Below are 17,265 nucleotides of genomic sequence, written 5' to 3'. Positions count from 1 at the left end.
CCCCCGGTCGTCGGGCGTTCTAGTCCTCTGGTCGGTCGGCGGAGACTCGGACGTAGCCGGGGCGCCAGCCGCGCCGCCTGCCGGCCGGGATCAGCATCCCGGCCGCCACCACCAGCGCCGCCGCGCCGAGGGCGCCGCCCGTGATGCCGAGCGCCACCTTGCGCGTCGTCGGGTCGGTCCGGTCGGCCATCGCGATCCGCACGGGCTGCGCGGCGCCGCCCGGCCGCCCGGCGCCGCCGACGTTCACCGCGGTCAGCGCCTCGAACGGGTTGATCATGCCCTGCCCGCTGCCCGCGCCCTTGCTGCCGTCCGCCGTCCCCTCGATCCGCTGCTTGACCTGCGCGGGCGTGATGTTCGGGTACACCTGCTTGATCAGCGCGGCGAGCCCGGCGACGAACGGGGTCGCGAAGCTCGTGCCCTGCTCGGCGACCGCGTAGGTGCCGTCCGGGGCAGTGGTGACGATGTCCTTGCCGGGGGCGATGACCGAGACCGGGGTCGCCGGGTTGGAGAACGTCGTGACCTGGCCGTCGTGCCCGACGGCGCCCACCGAGATCACGCCCCGGTACGCGCCCGGGTACATGAGGCCCGGCACGGTGCCCTTCTTCGGGTCGATGTTCCCGGCCGCCGCGACCACGACGACGCCCTTCGCGATCGCGTTCTCGACGGACGCGCGCAGCCGCGGGTCGTCGCCGAGCGACTGGGTCGAGACGTTGATGACGTCCGCGCCGAGCCGCACCGCCGCGTCGATGCCCTTCGCGGCGAGCCCGCTGTCGACGCCGCTCGACTTGCCCGCGAACTTGATCGGGATGATCTTCGCGTCCGGCGCGACGCCGTAGAACGGGGTGACGCCCTGCTTCGCGGCGATGATCCCGGCGACCCAGGTGCCGTGGCCGATGCAGTCGTCCGGGCCGGTGCCGGAGACGTCGGCGCCCTTGAGAACCTGCCCGGCGAGCTGCGGGTTCGCCGCGGACACGCCGCTGTCGACGACCGCGACCTTCACGCCGCGCCCGGTGGCGTGCTCGTGCGCGGCGCCGAAGTTGAGGATCTGCTGCGCCCAGGGCGGCCCGTTCTCGTTGATCTGCTGCGCGGTCATGACCCCCCGCGGCGCGGCGCACCCCTGCGGAGCCCGCTGCGCCGTCGGCGTTGCCGGTGTCGTCCGTGCGGTCGGCGTCGTGCGCGCGGTCGGCGTGGTCCGGGCGGCGGGCGTCGTCGGCGCGGCCGGTGTCGTGGGCGCGGCCGGCGCCGCCGGTGCGAGGGGCGCCGCCTGGGCGACGGGCGCCGTGAGGAGGGCCGCCGTGGGCGCGAGACATCCGGCCAGGACGGCGATGGCGGTCCATCGCATGGGGGAGCTCCTTTCGCCGGACATGACTTTAGAGGACGTCCCCGACAACACGCCGCCCGGCGAGGCGAGGCGACATGGTGACTTCGTCCGATGGACGTGGACAGATGACCATGATGTCCTATCCTTCGGTACCGACGGGGATACGGTGTGCTATTCCGGGACGTCCCGCCGGGCGAAATTCCACCGGCGGACGAACCGATCGCGAACAATCCGTGTGCCGGACGACATCCAACACGTCCAAGGGGCGCCTTCGGCCGGAGGGCGCCGGGCGGGACGAGGCGAAGGGCGGCTGTGTGGGCGGCGAACTCAAGGTCAACCCAGCGCGGATCGACCAGCACGGCAAGGAGATCAAGAGCGAGATCCGCCCCGCCCTGGAGAAGGCGCGGAAGACCCTCAACGACAACGGGACGATCGAGGGCGGCGACTTCAGCATCACCGGCACGATGGCGTCCATGGCCTATCCGATGGGTCTCCAGTTCGTCTACGAGGACCTGAACACCCATCTGGAGATGCTCGACGGATTCTCCAAGAACCTGGCCACCGCCGCGAAGAACTACGGCGGCGCGGAAACGTCCAGCACGATCAAGTACGTCTGAGCGAGGGGGACGCGGCGATGGGCGCCTTCAATTCCTACGACACACTCATGGGCACCGCCGACATCGAGGTCGGCGTCGCGCAGTTCATCCTGCCTCCGGCCGTGATGATCGGGTTCCAGTTCAAGCTGGCGAAGGGCAACCCGACGAACCTGGAGAAGGCGAGCCAGTCGTGGGACGAGGCCGCGAAGGCCATCGAGCAGACGAAGACGCTGATGCAGCAGCGCCTGTCCGCCATCTCCGCGCAGGACTGGACGGCCGACGACCGTCCGGCCTATGAGAAGAAGGTCCAGGAGTTCATCGCCCAGCTCGACGTCCTGCAGATCTACTGCCAGGCCGTCAGCATCGCGCTGATCGCGTTCGCGTGGGTCCTGATGGTCTACGCGATCTTCGCGATCGGGATGGGCACCTTCCTCGCCGCGCTCGCCGCCGTCGCCGCCGCGGCGCTCGCCGGGATCATCACCGCGGAGATCACCGCGGCCTGCGAGGCGATCGCCGCGACCTGCCTGACCATCACGATCGTCGCGACCGGCGTGCTCGCCGCGGCGGCGCAGATGGCGGCCGTGGTGTTCCAGGGCGGCTCGATGATCGCCGCGGCCGCCGAGGCGTTCAAGGGCAACGACAAGGCGCTGTCGGACTTCATGACGGCGCAGGCCACCGGCTCCGCCGCCGCCCTCGCGAACCTCGGCCAGAACGCCGCCAACGCCGGCCTAGCGTTCGCCGGTTCGCGCGGCCCCGGCACCAAGGGCTCGCCGATCTCCAACGTCGACCTCGACGCCGACCGCAACGCCGACCACACGTGGAACGTCGGCGGCGGCGTGACCGCGAAGACGCCCGGCGGCTACGAGGTCACGGGCGGCGGCCACGTCAAGTACGGCGACCACGGGTTCGCGGGCGGCGACGTGTCCGGCGGCGTCAAGACGCCGGTGGGCCTCGGCGTCAACGGCAACGTCGAGTACACCGACGAGGACGGCATCGGCCAGGGCGACCACGGCAGCGTCAAGTACGGCGCCGGGGCCGAGTACTCGACGCCCGGCTCGGTGAAGTCGGGCAACCAGGAGGTGCCGATCCCCACGGCCGGGGGCAAGGTCGGCATCGAGGGCGAGCACAACTTCGAGACGGGCCAGGGCAAGGTGTCGAGTTCCGGCAGCGCCACGGTCAACGGCGGCGACGTCGTGAAGGGCACCTCGGGCATCAACTACGACGGCAAGGGGCACACGTCCACGTCCGGCTCGGTCGACACCCCCGGCGGGACGAAGAAGTACGGCGACGAGACCCCGCCGTGGGACAAGTGACCCTCTTCTGAGGTCGGCCTCTCACTCCTCCGGAGGACGACTCCGGAAGATCGTCCGTGCCCTAGTATGTCCCGGACCAGCGAGCACGACGCAGCCCCCCGATACGAGAGGCACCCGTGGCTCCCAGCAAGTCGGCCGACCCGCAGCGCATCGCCCTGCACGGCAAGGACATCACCGACGTCGTCGTCCCCCGTCTCACCAACGCCGGAAACGCGCTCAACAGCGACGGCACGTACAACCTGGAGGGCGGCGACTTCAGCATCGCCTGCACCGGGGCCTCCACCGCCTACCCGATCGCGATCCAGTTCGCCTTCGAGGACACCAAGCTCCTGATCGACACCGCCCAGGACTTCGCGAAGAAGATCGGCGCCGCTGCGGAGAACTACGCCAAGGCGGAGCAGTCCAGCACGCTGGTCTGAGCCTTTCCGAAATCCCCGACGAGAGCGACGCGACGAGGAGCGGACGGACATGACCCAGCACGGAGGCGGCCCCGGCGGCAGCACCGGCGGTGGAGGCGGCGGCAGCACGGGCGGCGGGAGCACCGGCGGCGGGGGCGGGAGCACGTCGTCCGGCGGCGGAAGCACAGGGTCCGGCGGGAGCACGGGCTCCGGCGGCGGGCGGACGGCGCCGTCCACCCCCGGGAGCCAGGCACGCGGCAAGGGCATGGGCGCGGGCGGTGCCGCGGCGGGCGGCGCGCTGATCGCGGCCGCGACCGGCGGCTCCGCGACGGCCGTCGCCGAACCCCTGATGGACGCGGCGATCGCCATGGTCAGCGCCGCCGTCCTGCTGCCCCCGGCGCTCATGATCTCGTTCGAGTTCCGGCTGGCGAAGGGCAAGCCGCAGAGCCTGGAGAAGGCGGCGGCGCAGTGGAGCAAGGCGGCCGAGGAGATCCAGCAGGCGGCGAACGACCTGCAGAGCCTGGCCCAGGGCGTCCCCGAGCAGGCGTGGAACATGGACGACCGCCAGGGCTACGAGGGCAAGGTCGACGAGTTCCGGGCCCAGGTCGACGCGCTCAGCACCTACCTCCAGGCGGTCTCGATCGCGCTGACCGTCCTCGCCTACGCGCTGCTCGCCTACGCGATCTTCGCCATGGGCATGGCGGTGTACATCGACGTCCTCCTCGCGCTGGCGGTGGCCGCGCTGGCGAGCATCGTCGGCGCCCCCTCATACGCCGCGATCCTCTCGGCCGCCGCGACCGGCCTGACCGTCACCCACGTCGCGACCGCGATCCTCGCCGCCGCGGGGACGATGGCGGGCGCCGTCATGGGCGGCGGCGCCGGGCTCACCGCCGCCTACCAGGCCGGACACGGCAACGACGGCGCGGGCGCCGCGTTCAGGGAGGCCGTGGTCAACGGCTCCGCGGGCGCCGCCGCGAACCTGCTGCAGAACGCCGCGAACGCAGGACTGTCGTGGGTCAACCGCTCGGACGGTACCACGATCAACGGCGGCCTCCCCGGCGGCAAGTCCGCGGGCGGCAAGGGCTTCCCGATCAGCGAGGTCGACCTCGATGCCGACCGCAACATCAACGAGACGTGGACTTACGGCGGCGGAGTGAAGGTCAACACCCCCGCGGGCGAAACCGAGATCGCCGGAAACATCAAGAAGAACGAAGAGGGCTGGGCGGGCGGCGAGGTCGGCGTCAACCAGAAGGTGAACGACCCCACCGGCACTTACAACGGCACCGCCGGCGGCAAGGTCACCTGGGACGAGAACGAGAACGTCGGCGGCGGCTTCAAGGGCGGCGTCGGCGACAACAAGAGCGGCAGCAAGGCCGAATACGAAGGCGGCTGGGACGGCAAGGGCGACTACACGGACAAGTACAACGTGAACAGCCCGGTCTTCAACCGCGAGGGTTCCTTCGACCAGCCGAAGGACGAGACGCCTCCCTGGGACAAATGATGACCGCCGCCCTGTTCACCAGCACCGCCCTCCGCCTGAACCCCACCGACCTCTACGAGTTCCAGGACGCCGAAACAGGCGCAACACAAGCCCGCCTAATCGAGGTGGCCCGCGTCCGTTCCCCACGCGGCAGTTTCCTGACTCCCGACCAGGTTCAAACACCCCGCCTAACTTTCGCCATCCGCTCGCCCGACGGCTCGACCCTGATGTACGCCGACCGAGCCGAGCACCTGAAACTCAACCCCATCGCTCCGCAGATGGCGTTCATCGGACCTGACGGAACGATTCTCGGCAGGCTGGAATACGACAGCCATTCCACATTCCAAGGCGGCGGCCGCATCCTGGGAACAACCGAACAGGGCCTGAACCTAAGCCCCGGTGCCCGCCTAGTGGACGCAAACGCGCAACCACTAGCCGACCTGGTATTCGAGCAACAGCCGAACCTGGACCGCCCGACCCTGCCCGACGGACGTGACGCCCGCACCGTCCGCTGGATAGCCCCCAACGGCGCCCACCTGGCCGAACGCCGCAACGGCGACCTCCACATCGACAACCGCGTAACGGGAGTCTGGCGCGCCCTGATAATAGGCTCGTACTTGGCAGCCGCCTTCGAGTTCCATCTCCCCATAGCCAACGGCGACCCCACCGAAACACCCCCAGAAATCTACCCGGGCTTCGCGAACGTCCACACGGCCTACGACGACTTCCAACACGGTTTCGTAGAGGAATACAGCGCCCCAACCCGCACCCGCGCATCCTCAGCCGTATTCCGCCCAGGCGTCCAAAGAGCCCACCTAGAACACCTCTACAAACTAATCTTCCCCATAGCCGTAGCGATAGCGGCAATAGTCCTAATAATCCGCTTCATCACCTGACGCCCGCTTTTCGAGATGATCTACGGAAGGCGCTCGTCGTTGATCACGGACGTGCGGCTCGCCTCTGGAAAGAGTGCTTGAATCTCTGCGTCGTTGAAATCGGACAGGCGGTTACGGTCGATCCTGGGACCGGAACGTGCTGAACGTGACCTCCCTGGGACCTCGTCAGGCTTCCGGCCGCCACGATACGCAGCACATACACGCGGGCGGATGCACCTGACCGGCGAATTGCCCTGTTTAGCCGTAAGGGATAAAACGAAGCGGCGTCGTTACTCTCGGTAGAATCGCCGTTACGGTATGCCCTAACATGCATGACCGATTGCCTTCAGGTGAGTTTCGGTCACCCTGACAGAGGATGTGCATGGGGCAGAAGGACGCCGATCCGGCGCGGATCGGCAAACACGGACAGGATCTCCAAGAGATCGTCGTCCCGTTGGTGGATCGGGCCGGTCAAACGCTTTCCCAGGACGGCGCCTACAACCTCGAAGGCGGCGACTTCAGCGTCGTCTGCTTCACGGCGTCCGCGGCCTACCCCATCGCGGTCCAGTTTGCCTTCGAGGACCTCAAAGCGCAGAAAAAGGTCGCCGAAACCTATGCCGAGCGGCTGGCGAAGACGGCAGAGAACTACGCGAGAGCCGACCGGCAAAGCAATATCGAGCACTGACCGTACTCGGTAATGGGAGCGGAGGATACTCGGATATGACCCCTCCTGGCGGTACGCGGGGAGCGCCGAGAGGCAGGGCCCTCGCCGGTGGCGGCGCCGCGGCGGGCGGTGCGGGCGCGGCCGCGGTCGCGGGCTCGTTCATCCCGGGGAACTCCGTGACAGGGGCGGCGGAGTCCCTGATGAGCGCGGCTTCCACCATGGCGGCTTCGGCGGGTGTCCTGCCACCCGCGCTCCTGATCGCCTTCCAGTTCAAGCTGGCCACCGGCAAGCCGCAGAACCTTGAGAAGGCGGCGGGATTCTGGGAGAGCGCCGCGAACGATCTGGAACGGGCGTCGCAGGAACTGAAGTCGCTGGTCGAGGGGATTCCCCGGCCCGCGTGGAACATGGACGATCGCGAAAAGTATGAGGAGACGGTCGAGGAGTACCGCCTCCAGTTGGATTACCTGCACAACTACTGCATGGCCGTCCACTACGCGCTCGTCGCGCTGGCCTGGGCGCTCTTCGCCTACGCCATGTTCGCCATTGCCATCGCAGGCTTCCTCGCGGCCCTGGTCGCCGCAGCCGGTGCCAGCCTCGGCACCATGTACGGAGCGTGCGTCTCGTTGGCGGAGACGGCCCTCAGCGTGACGTACGTCGTCACAGGGGCTCTCGGGATGGCTGGTCACGCCTGCGCGGCGGTCCTCGCCGGCGGGACCGCGGTGACGGCGAAGTACCAGTCGGACCACGGCAGCACCGAGGCTTGGGCAGCGCTAAAGAAGGCCGCCGTTACCGGCTCGGCCGGAGCGGCCGCGAACCTCCTGCAGAGCGCCGCCAACGCCGGCCTCGCCTACATGAACCGCTCGAACGGCGAGAAGATCCCGATCCCAGGCCGCCGTAACGAGTTCTCGGGCACGAAAGGTTTTCCGCTCCAAGAAATCGATCTCGACGCCGACCGAAAATACGACACCACATGGAATGTGGGAGGCGGAGCCAAAGTTCAGATTCCGGGAAAGAACGGCCCCGAACTCGAAGTATCAGGTCACCGGCAGCGCGGACCCGGAGGTTACGCAGGCAGCGACTTCGAACTCAAGGGAAAAGAGGCTGGTCCCGGAGTCGACCTGACCGGTGGCATCAAGAAAGAGTGGGACGCCCAAGGAAACGCTAAGACCACCTATGGTGTCGGCGCTGAACAGCCGGACACAGGCGCCAAAGTCGGATACGAGGGCACGGTCGGGACCGACGGGGAGGGCGAGAACAAGGTAACCTCCGTGACGCCATGGGGAAGTCAGGAAAAGAATTTCGACCCACCGTGGAAATAGAGCCGGTGGCCATCGGGAAACATGGGATGGAAAGTCTTCTTAGTTCGCCACGCTTGCGTTTCAAGATGCTGGGGCGTCGTCAGTACGAGTACTTCGACGCCGACTCTGGTCTCGTGGCCTCCGTCAGGCAATTGGAAGGTGGGCGTCCGCGCGGGAGGTTGGGGCGCATGTTCGCGGTCGAGCGTGACTACTCTCGTACTGCGCTTCAGGCCATTTCGCCGGAAGGTGAGCCGCTCTTCATCATTGAGCGTCCGGATAGGGAGGTAGAGGAATCGGTAGCGCCAATCGTGTATATGGCGAATGGGAAACGCGTCGGCCGAATCCATAGCGATCCGCTCCTTGACGGTCGAGGAATCGACAGGTGGCGGGTTATGCAGGATAGGTGGCAACTGTGTGATGCGGACGGCTCCCTTCATTGCAGCGCGGAGCAGCGGGTCCACCCGGGGCTGTTCAAGGCGCCGTCGGAAAGCAAGAAGGTCGACTATGCCAATCCGGCCGGTATGCGGATCGCCCACTTCAACGGTAGGTGGTTGGACGTGGAGTTCCCGCTCCCCGATCCGCTCCAGTTGCTCGTCATCGCCTCGCCCATCGCCTTCGACCTCCTCGACGGCGCCTGACGAGACGCCGCCTTGGCCGAACTGCGGATGCTCGGTATCGCTACCCTGATCGTTCTTGGGAGTGAGCGCCGGAAAGAGGTGCTGCCGCCTGATCCGGCGGCACCTGAGCCGTATCCCGGGTTCGGGGATGTGCATCAGGCCCATTACCGGAGGTTGCGGGGCTTTATGGATTCGCTCATGGCGGAGCGTCAGCGGTAGCGAAGAACGCGGCGGCCCCGGGAACGATTGCATCGTTCCCGGGGCGCCGTGTGGAAGGGTTAGCGGGGGCCGGGGTTGCCGGGGCCCTTGTAGTTTTCCATTGCCTGTTGGGCTCGTTGTTGTTGGACGCCCAGTTCGCGGGCCAGGTCTCTGAGTTGGCCTGCGAAGCCGTTGGCGATTTTGTCCAGGGAGGCCAGGGCCTTGGCGGGGTCCATGGTCTTCTGCGGGTCGTCCGGGAGGTCGAACATCGAGGAGCTGGCCTCGCGGACCTTCGTCTGGAAGTCCTGCGCGGCGGCGTTCACCGCGGCGCGGATCTCGTCGCTGAGTTCCATGGCGGGAAGCCGCAGCGCGCGGGGGTCGAGGTCCAGTTTGGTCAGGCCGCCCTCCGACCTGTATTCGGCCACGATCCGGCCGTCGGCCGCCTCGCCCCGGCCGACGGCGGCCTTGATGGACTCCTGCATCTTCGTCAGGTCGCCCATCTGCTGCTGCATGTCGCGCTGGTAGCGCTCGAAGTCCGGCCCGAGGCTGAACTCGGCCATAAGGGGGTGCTCCTGTTCCTATTCCTGGTGTGCGGTCTGGATGAGGCGGGTGCCGTTCCGGCGGTTGATGAAGTAGCCGCGGCCGGGCGGCAGCGAGTGCCCCTTGACGTTGCCGAGCACGACGCCCTCGTCCTTGTTGCCGGACATGAGCAGGCCGGGTGAGCCCATCTCCTTGATGCGCTGGAGGACCGGGTCGTACATGGCGCGGCCCGCGCCGCCGAACGCGCGGGACACGATGACGTGCAGGCCGATGTCGCGCGCCTGCGGGAGCAGTTCCGCCAACTGGACGACCGGGTTGCTGGACGTCGCGACGAGGTCGTAGTCGTCGATGATGAGGTACAGGTCGGCGCCGCTCCACCAGGACCGGTCGCGGAGCTGCTCCGGGGTGAGGTCGGCGGGCGGGAGCCGCTGCTGGAGGGCGCCCACGATGTCCTTGACCAGGCCCTGCGCGGCGGCCGAGGACGCGGCGTACCCGATCCGGTGCTCGGTCTCGGCGGCGTCCAGCAGCGACCGGCGGTAGTCGATGAAGATCATCCGCGCCTGCGCGGGGGTGTACCGCTCGATCAGCCCGCTGGTGATCATGCGCATCAGGTTCGACTTGCCGCACTCGGTGTCGCCGATCACCAGGAAGTGGGACTCGGACGTGAAGTCCAGGAAGACCGGCGACAGGCTCTCCTCGTCGATGCCGATCGGGATCCGCGAGCCGCTCTCCGCCGCGGCGGGCAGCGACGACACCGGCAGGACGGCCGGCAGCATCCGCACCTTCGGCGCGCCCGGCCCGTCCCAGTTCTGGGCGACGGCGGCCACCAGCTTCCGGACGCCGTCCGCGAGCGTCGAGTCGTCCGGGTCGCCGTCCAGGCGGGGGAGCGCGGTGAGGCAGTGGTGGCCGTCGCGGGTCAGGCCGCGTCCCGGCTTGCCCTCCGGGACGTTGTCGGCGAGCTTCCGGTCGATCTCCGACTCGTACGGGTCGCCGAGCTTCAACTCCAGCTTCGTCCCGAACAGGTCGCGGACGTTCATCCGGAACTCCGACCACTTGTTCACCGTCGCGACCACGTGGATGCCGTAGCCGAGGCCGCGGGCGACGAGGTCGGTGATGACGGGTTCGAGGTTCTCGAAGTCCTGCCGGAGGGTCATCCAGCCGTCCACGACGAGGAACACGTCGCCGTAACCGTCGCCGGTGATCTCGCCGGACGCGCGCATCCGCCGGTAGGTGGGCATCGAGTCGACGCCGCGCTCGGCGAACTCGCGTTCGCGCTGCTCCAGCAGGGCGGTGACCTCGGCGACCGTGCGGCGGACGCGGTCGCCGTCCAGCCGGTTGGCGACGCCGCCGACGTGCGGGAGGTCGGCCAGCCCGGCGAGGGTGCCGCCGCCGAAGTCGAGGCAGTAGAACTGCACCTGCTGCGGCGAGTGCGTCATCGCGAGGGACGCCATCAGCGTCCGCAGCATCGTGGACTTGCCGGTCTGCGGCGACCCGGCGATGCCCGCGTTGCCCGCCGCGCTGGAAAGGTCGACGTACATCGGGTCGCGGCGCTGGTCGAACGGCTTGTCCGCGATGCCGACGATGGCGTGCAGCCGGTTCCGCCAGCCCTCGTGCTGCGTGGTCAGGCCGAGGCCGGGGACGACGGCGAGCGTCGGGAGCAGCTCGTCCAGCGTGGGCGGCGCCTCCAGCGGCGGGAGCCAGATCGCGTGCGCGGGCGGGCCGTGGTTCTCCAGCTGCTTGACGACCACGTCGAACAGCGACGCCTGCGACTCCTCCTCGGCGCTCTGCTGCTCCTGCCCGTTCTCGATGACGTGCGGGCGGATGTAGTCCGGGATGTAGGGGACGATCTGCCGCATGACCTGCGGCCCCGCCTTCTCCTTGGGCTGCAGGTCCTCGCTGGCCGGGCCGGACACGTACGCGGCGCGGAACCGCGACATCGACTCGGTGCCGAACTTCATGTAGCCGTGGCCCGGCGCGGACGGCAGCTCGTAGGCGTCGGGGACGCCGAGCACGACGCGCGACTCCTGCGCGGAGAACGTCCGCAGGCCGATCCGGTAGGAGAGGTGCGTGTCGAGGCCGCGGAGCTTGCCCTCCTCCAGGCGCTGCGACGCCAGCAGGATGTGGACGCCGAGCGACCGGCCGAGCCGTCCGATCATGACGAACAGGTCGGCGAACTCGGGCTTGGCGGACAGCAGCTCGGAGAACTCGTCCAGCACCAGGAACAGCGTCGGCATCGGCTGCAGGTCGGCGCCCTGCTCGCGGGCCTTCTCGTAGTCGCGGAGCGAGGCGTAGTTGCCCTGCGCGCGCAGGTACTCCTGGCGGCGGACCATCTCGCCGTGCAGCGCGTCGTACATGCGGTCGACGAGGGGGAGCTCGTCCTCGAGGTTCGTGATGATGGCGGAGACGTGCCGCAGGTTCTCCATCCCGAGGAACGTCGCGCCGCCCTTGAAGTCGACGAGGACGAAGTTCAACACCTCGGACGAATGCGTCAGCGCCAATCCGAGCACCAGCGTGCGCAGCGCCTCCGACTTTCCGGACCCGGTCGCGCCGATGCACAGGCCGTGCGGCCCCATGCCGCCCTGCGCCGACTCCTTGATGTCGAGGTGGACGGGACGTCCCTCGGTGTCGACGCCGATCGGGACGCGCAGCCGGTTGCGCGGCGCCCGGGGACGCCACGTCTCGTTCGGGTCGACGTTGAACGGGTTCTCGATGCCGAGCAGCGACGTGACCGTGGTGGCGCCGGACAGCGCGTCCTCCATCGGGCCGGACGCGGCGCTCGCGCGCAGCGGCGCCAGCTGCCGGGCCAGCGCCTCGGCCTGCTGCAGGGTGATCGAGTCGGGCTTGCCGATGCGGGTCGCGACGTCCTTGCCGGTGCGGTCCTTGGTGAGGCGCGCGACCTGCTCCTTGGCGACGCGCAGCCGCAGCATCGTCGGCTCCGGCGTCGGCGCGACGGACCCGGTCAGGTCGATGATGCACACGCCCTCGACGCCGTCGGCCGCGAGCTGCGAGTCGTAGGACGCCTGGCCGCCGTCCATGATCACGATGTGGTACGGCAGATCGTCCTGGGAGAGGCCGGGCTGGAAGCGCGGACGGTCCTTCACGTCCTGGCCGAACATCGCCTCCAGCGTCGTCATGCTCTCGGCCATCAGCCGCATCGCGCCCGCCGCGTCGTGCTCGCTCGGGTGCAGGCTGTGCGGCAGCCACTTGACCCACTGCCACCACGGCATCCGCTCCCGCGACGCGCACACGGTGACGCGCACGTCGTCGGGGGAGTGGAACGTCGCGATCTGCGCGATCAGCGCGCGGACCATCCCGTACACGGCCTCCGGGTCGCCCGACGGGACGATCCGCGAGAACGACCGCAGCGACAGCGAGATCGGCAGGCCCGGAACGTTCGCGTGCGTCCGCATGAACCGGCGCAGCGCGCCAGCCGTCATCGGCTCCAGGTCCTCGATCGGCTTGGTCTCCGGCGCGATCAGCTGCACGGCGAGCTTCTGCGCGCCGCTCGCCAGCCGCACCTGGATGAAGTCATCGTCGGACGGCCGCCGCTCCCACAGCCGCGCGCTCATCACCAGCGACCACAGCGAGGCGGGGTCGGGGCTCGCCCACTCCAGCGCCTCGCGCTGCTGCTTGGCCGCCCGGCGGACCTTCTTGCGCACCTGCCCGAGGTAGCGGAGGTAGTCGCGCCGGTCGTTGTTCAGCTTGACCTTGCGCTCGCCGCTGCCGCGGCCGACCTGGCCGAGCATCATGCCGAACATGGAGACGGCGAACATGCCGCCCGCCACGTACTGGAGCGTGCCGCCGCCGCGTCCCGCCATCATGAAGACCATGGCGCCGGACCCGGCCAGCATCGGCAGGTAGGTCAGCACCGCCTGCATGCCCTGCGGGATCAGCTCGGGCAGCTCGGGCGGCGATTCGAGCAGGATCTCCCCACGGGGCATGGGCGGGGGGTCACGTCTCTCCCTGCGCCGGACGATGTCCGTGCTCACGCTAGCCGTCCTTCCGTCGCACCCCTGCGTCCGCAGCGGGGGGTCCAGGGAACACTTCATCCGCGGTCGCCCACGCGGTGTGGCCGCGGGCAGGCCGGGATCGGGAGCGTTCAAATGCAGCGGGCGGGGTGCGCCGTCGGCCTGCCGGCATCCTGCTGCATACCGTGTCGCGTCGTCGTGCCGTTACTCGATCGGTACGAATCGTAGAGGCATCGGTTCCGGCGTGCGAGCCGTCCGGGGCCCGCCGGCGACGGGACGGGTACACGGCGGACGCATCCAGACATTATGGTTGGCCCGGTTCACATCACACCGAGGCCCCGCAGCCGAGGCACCCCGCATGGCACCATGCTGATGCCCCGCCCCCCGTCCGCACCGGAAGATTTGCGAGGAAGAAGTCGTGAGTGCGCTCCCTGGAGCTGACCTCTGCCGCATCACGGTCGTCGGACCGAGCCGCCGGGTCGACATCGCACTGCCCTCCGACGCCACCTTCGCCGAGCTCTACCCCACGATGCTGCGCTACGCCGGCCAGAACCTCGCCGACGCCGGGCTGGCGCACGGCGGGTGGGTGCTGCAGAAGCTCGACGAGGCCCCGTTCGACCCGTCCAGCACCCCGGCGCAGGCCGGGCTGCGCGACGGCGACCTCATCTACCTGCGCCCCCGGATGGCGCAGATCCCCGACCTCGTGTTCGACGACGTCCCGGACGTCGTCGCGACCGCCGTCAAGGACCGTCCCGGCCGCTGGCGGAACGACTCCACCCGCAAGTTCGCCCTCGGCTGGGGCGTGGCCGGGCTGGTCGTCGGGTCGCTGACGCTGCTGCTCGCGGGGCCGTCCTGGTACGCCGCGACCGCGGCCGCGGGCGGCGTCGCGCTGCTGCTGCTGATCGCCGCGATCGCGCTGTCCCGCGCGCTCGGCGACGCGGGCGCGGGCGCCGCGCTCGGCTACGCCGCGCTCCCGTACGCCTTCCTCGCCGGGGTGCTCGGCCCGGCGGGCGACGACAAGCTCGGCGACATCGGCTCGCTGAACCTCGCGGCCGGCTTCGGCGCGGTGGTGCTGGCCGCGACGATCGCCGGGTTCGCGATCGCGGACGGCCTCCCCGTCTTCTACGGCGCCGCCATCGCCGCCTTGCTCGGGACGGCGAACTGCGCCATCTCGCTCGGCTTCGACATGGACGCCGCGGGCATCGCCGCCATCACCGTCACCGTCGCGCTCGCGCTCACTCCGCTGCTTCCCGGCGTCGCCTTCAAGATGGCGCGGGTGCAGTTGCCGCCCGTCCCGGGCAGCGCCGAGGACCTGCGCCGCGACACCCTGATGGTGGACGGCCAAGCCCTCCTCGACCGGACGGCCGTCGCCGACCGGTTCGTGACCGGCGGAGTGTCGGCGATCGGGCTGACCGCGCTGGGGGCCGTCGTCCCGCTGTCGCTGGACGGCGGCTGGGTGAGCCCGACGATGTGCGTCGTCCTCTCCTTCGCGCTGCTGCTGCGGGCCCGGATCCTGCGGGGACGGGCGCAGAAGCTCTGGCTCCTCGTCCCGGGCGTCGCCGGGCTCGGGACGCTCGCCCTCGCGACCGCCCTCGACACCGACTCGCAGATGATGCTGATGCTCGGCGTCCTGCTGCCCACGCTGATCGTCTCCGGTATCGCGACCGGGGTCGGAATGTGGCTGCCCGGCAACCGGCTGACTCCGTTCTGGGGTCGCGCCGGGGACATCCTGGAGATCATCCTGGTGGTCGCGCTCGTCCCGCTCGCGCTCGGCGTCGCGGGGGTCTTCGAGTACGTCCGCTCCGTGGTGGGCTGACGAGGAGGAGGCTCGATGCAGACCAAGAGGGATCTGCTCCAGGCGCACCGCCTGATGACCCACCGCGCCTCGCAGGCGCTGATCCTCGCCGAACCCGACTACCCCGAGCAGCCGCTCCGCAAGCTGAACGTCGGCACGTTCGCCGGCATCATGGTCGGCATCCTCGTCGCCGCCGGGTTCGGCATCGTCGGCCTGCTCATCGGCGGCGGGGGCAGCGGCCTGGACAGGCCCGGCGTCGTCCTCATCGAGAAGGAGACCGGCGCCGCGTTCGTGTGGTGCAAGCCGCGCGGCGCGCAGAAGGACGTGCTGTGCCCGGTCGCGAACTACGCGTCCGCGAAGCTCGCCGCGTCCCTCGCGAGCGGCGGCAGCGGCGGGCCCGCCGAGCAGAAGTCGGTGTCGGCGAAGGCGCTGTCGAAGTTCACCCGCGGCCCGATGATCGGCATCCCCGGCGCGCCCGACTCGGTGCCCGCGGCGAAGCGGCTGGTCGGCGGGCCGTGGTCGGTGTGCGTGCGGCAGGGCGCGGGCGGCGGCCCCGGGCAGTCGGTCGTCTCGCTGGTCGGCGGACGCGACGTCGGCGGCGAGCCGCTCGACCCGGCGACCGGCGTCGTCGTCAGCACGGGCGCGAACACCAACTGGCTGATCTGGAAGAACCAGCGGATGCGGCTGTCCCCGGCCGGGCTCACCGTGCTCAGCGCGTCGGCGCCCGCCGCGGTGTCGCCCGGGTTCGTCAACGCGCTCCCGCCCGGCCCCGACTTCGCCCCGCCGCGGATCCCCGGCGCGGGCGGCAAGCCGCAGTTCGCCGGGGCCGCGGGCGTGATCGGGCAGGTCTTCGTGGTGAAGGGCGTCGGATCGGGCGACCAGCCGTACGTCCTGATGGCGGACGGCTACGCGCCGATCAGCCAGCTGCAGGCGGCGCTCATCCAGAACTCGGCCGAGTACAACAAGCCGAAGGACACCCCGCTCGACGGCGCGGCCGTCACGAACCACCGGTCGGCGCAGCCCGTCCTGGACGAGCGCCTCCCGCAGACGGCCATCAAGGTGCGTCCGTACGACGCGAAGGACTCCCTCTGCGTCGTCTACCCCGACACCAGGAAGAGCTCCACGGCGGCCAAGCTCACCATCGGCGGCGGCGCCGACCTGCCCATGCCCACGCAGGCGACCGGGACCGGCGTCGACAACGTGGTGCTCCCGCCGGGAAGCGCCGTCCTCGCGGGGGTGCTGCCCGCGTCCGGGTCGATCGAGGCGATCAACACCTACGCGCTCGTGGCGGACGACGGCAAGCGCTACTCGCTGAAGTCCCCGGAGACCGCGAAGGCCCTCGGCTACACCATCTCCGCGGAGCAGAACGACGCCGTTCCGGTGCCCGCGAACCTGCTCAATCTCGTCCCGCAGGGACCGGCGCTGGACCCGCAGAAGGCACTTGAACCCATTCAACCGGGCAGCACAGGCACATGATCAGAAAAAATGGCGAGTTTCCCAACGAACCGGCGAATCTTGATACGATCGCCCGGCGTTGCGGTTCATGACGGAGGGTTGCCGTGAGTCAAGCGTTCAGCACCGAGTACGCCACGATGCAGCACGCCCAGGCGATGTTCCAGTCCAAGCATCAGGAAATGGTCCAGTTGCTGGACGCGCTCGAGGCCGATCTGCAGAGCCAGCTCGGCCGCTGGGAGGACGACGCGCGCGACGCCTACTTCGAGGCCAAGGGGAAGTGGGACAAGGTCGCGCGTGAGCAGGCCGACACGGTGAAGGAGTTCGGTGAGTCGGTGGGCGCCGCCCACCACAACTACAAGTCCGCCGAGGGGACCAACACCCAGATGTGGGCCTGACACCCGCCGGTCGTCCGTCCGCGCCCCCCGCCGTTTGACGACGACCCTTTTGGTGTCATGTGGTCTTCCGTAAGCTGAATCGGCGATCATCTGCCGTACTGCGTCCGTAACGTGCTTTACGAGGATGTGCGTTGTGCCTGACGATGGAGTTCAAAGTCGACCGGGTCGGCAGTGAACCAACGGGGGCTCGCGCCGCGTCGAACACGAGTGGTACCAAGTCAGGAAGGGTGACGGATGAGCCAGAAGTCTGCGGTCGACAGAGGGGAAATGGCCCAGGCGGCCCAGCGGGTCGAGGAGGCTGCGCAGGACCTGCGTAAGATTCAGGCCGATCTCGGTCATGAGCAGGCGGCTC

At 69.3% G+C, this 17,265-nt stretch carries 14 protein-coding genes; 11 read left to right on the top strand and 3 right to left on the bottom strand.

The features are described from left to right. Window positions 1-19: 19 nt before the first annotated feature. Window positions 20-1,342 (bottom strand): S8 family serine peptidase, encoded by a 1,323-nt coding sequence (locus FXF65_RS15490; RefSeq protein WP_246198715.1) that lies wholly within the window; start codon window positions 1,340-1,342, stop codon window positions 20-22. Between the two features lie 293 nt (window positions 1,343-1,635). Between FXF65_RS15490 and FXF65_RS15485 the strand changes: the two genes are divergently transcribed. From FXF65_RS15485 to FXF65_RS15445, 8 genes are all read left to right on the top strand, one after another. Next, entirely contained in the window at window positions 1,636-1,938 is a 303-nt protein-coding gene (locus FXF65_RS15485; RefSeq protein ID WP_148350668.1) for a hypothetical protein, read from the top strand. 17 nt (window positions 1,939-1,955) lie between these two features. Further along, a complete protein-coding gene (locus FXF65_RS43760; RefSeq protein ID WP_187412315.1) occupies window positions 1,956-3,230 on the top strand; it encodes a hypothetical protein in 1,275 nt (424 codons plus the stop codon). Between the two features lie 116 nt (window positions 3,231-3,346). Further along, window positions 3,347-3,649 carry a hypothetical protein gene (locus tag FXF65_RS43755; RefSeq protein WP_187412314.1) on the top strand — a complete coding sequence of 101 codons (303 nt, stop codon included), beginning with the start codon at window positions 3,347-3,349 and terminating at the stop codon, window positions 3,647-3,649. A 49-nt stretch (window positions 3,650-3,698) separates the two neighbouring features. Beyond that, window positions 3,699-5,129 (top strand): WXG100 family type VII secretion target, encoded by a 1,431-nt coding sequence (locus FXF65_RS15465; protein ID WP_187412313.1) that lies wholly within the window; start codon window positions 3,699-3,701, stop codon window positions 5,127-5,129. Continuing rightward, on the top strand, window positions 5,129-6,004 hold the full coding sequence (locus tag FXF65_RS15460) for a hypothetical protein (protein WP_148350663.1): 876 nt from the start codon (window positions 5,129-5,131) through the stop codon (window positions 6,002-6,004). Before FXF65_RS15465 ends, FXF65_RS15460 begins: the two co-directional genes overlap by 1 nt. A 361-nt stretch (window positions 6,005-6,365) precedes the next feature. Then, window positions 6,366-6,668, top strand: a complete 303-nt coding sequence (locus FXF65_RS15455) for a hypothetical protein (RefSeq protein WP_148350662.1) — start codon at window positions 6,366-6,368, stop codon at window positions 6,666-6,668. A 179-nt stretch (window positions 6,669-6,847) separates the two neighbouring features. Next, complete coding sequence (locus tag FXF65_RS15450) at window positions 6,848-7,966, top strand: hypothetical protein (RefSeq protein WP_148350661.1); 1,119 nt, start codon at window positions 6,848-6,850, stop codon at window positions 7,964-7,966. A 167-nt stretch (window positions 7,967-8,133) separates the two neighbouring features. Continuing rightward, window positions 8,134-8,583 (top strand): hypothetical protein, encoded by a 450-nt coding sequence (locus tag FXF65_RS15445; RefSeq protein ID WP_148350660.1) that lies wholly within the window; start codon window positions 8,134-8,136, stop codon window positions 8,581-8,583. Window positions 8,584-8,840: 257 nt separating this feature from the next. Here FXF65_RS15445 and FXF65_RS15440 read toward each other — a convergent pair whose 3' ends face one another. Further along, complete coding sequence (locus tag FXF65_RS15440) at window positions 8,841-9,320, bottom strand: YbaB/EbfC family nucleoid-associated protein (protein WP_148350659.1); 480 nt, start codon at window positions 9,318-9,320, stop codon at window positions 8,841-8,843. Window positions 9,321-9,338: 18 nt separating this feature from the next. After that, window positions 9,339-13,289 (bottom strand): type VII secretion protein EccCa, encoded by a 3,951-nt coding sequence (gene eccCa, locus FXF65_RS15435; protein ID WP_148350658.1) that lies wholly within the window; start codon window positions 13,287-13,289, stop codon window positions 9,339-9,341. Window positions 13,290-13,686: 397 nt separating this feature from the next. Between eccCa and eccD the strand changes: the two genes are divergently transcribed. The 3 genes from eccD (at window position 13,687) to FXF65_RS15420 (ending at window position 16,913) form a co-directional block, all read left to right on the top strand. Beyond that, window positions 13,687-15,084 carry a type VII secretion integral membrane protein EccD gene (gene eccD / locus FXF65_RS15430; protein ID WP_148350657.1) on the top strand — a complete coding sequence of 466 codons (1,398 nt, stop codon included), beginning with the start codon at window positions 13,687-13,689 and terminating at the stop codon, window positions 15,082-15,084. 15 nt (window positions 15,085-15,099) lie between these two features. Continuing rightward, window positions 15,100-16,539, top strand: a complete 1,440-nt coding sequence (gene eccB, locus FXF65_RS15425; RefSeq protein WP_148350656.1) for a type VII secretion protein EccB — start codon at window positions 15,100-15,102, stop codon at window positions 16,537-16,539. 83 nt (window positions 16,540-16,622) lie between these two features. Further along, window positions 16,623-16,913: a WXG100 family type VII secretion target gene (locus tag FXF65_RS15420; RefSeq protein ID WP_067900015.1), complete on the top strand. Its 291-nt coding sequence runs from the start codon at window positions 16,623-16,625 to the stop codon at window positions 16,911-16,913. Window positions 16,914-17,265 lie beyond the last annotated feature (352 nt).

Source organism: Actinomadura syzygii (genome assembly GCF_008085905.1).
Classification (GTDB): Bacteria; Actinomycetota; Actinomycetes; order Streptosporangiales; family Streptosporangiaceae; genus Spirillospora; species Spirillospora syzygii.
The sequence above is the reverse complement of the archived record's forward strand: the minus strand, read 5'-3'. Positions and strand labels throughout refer to the sequence as shown.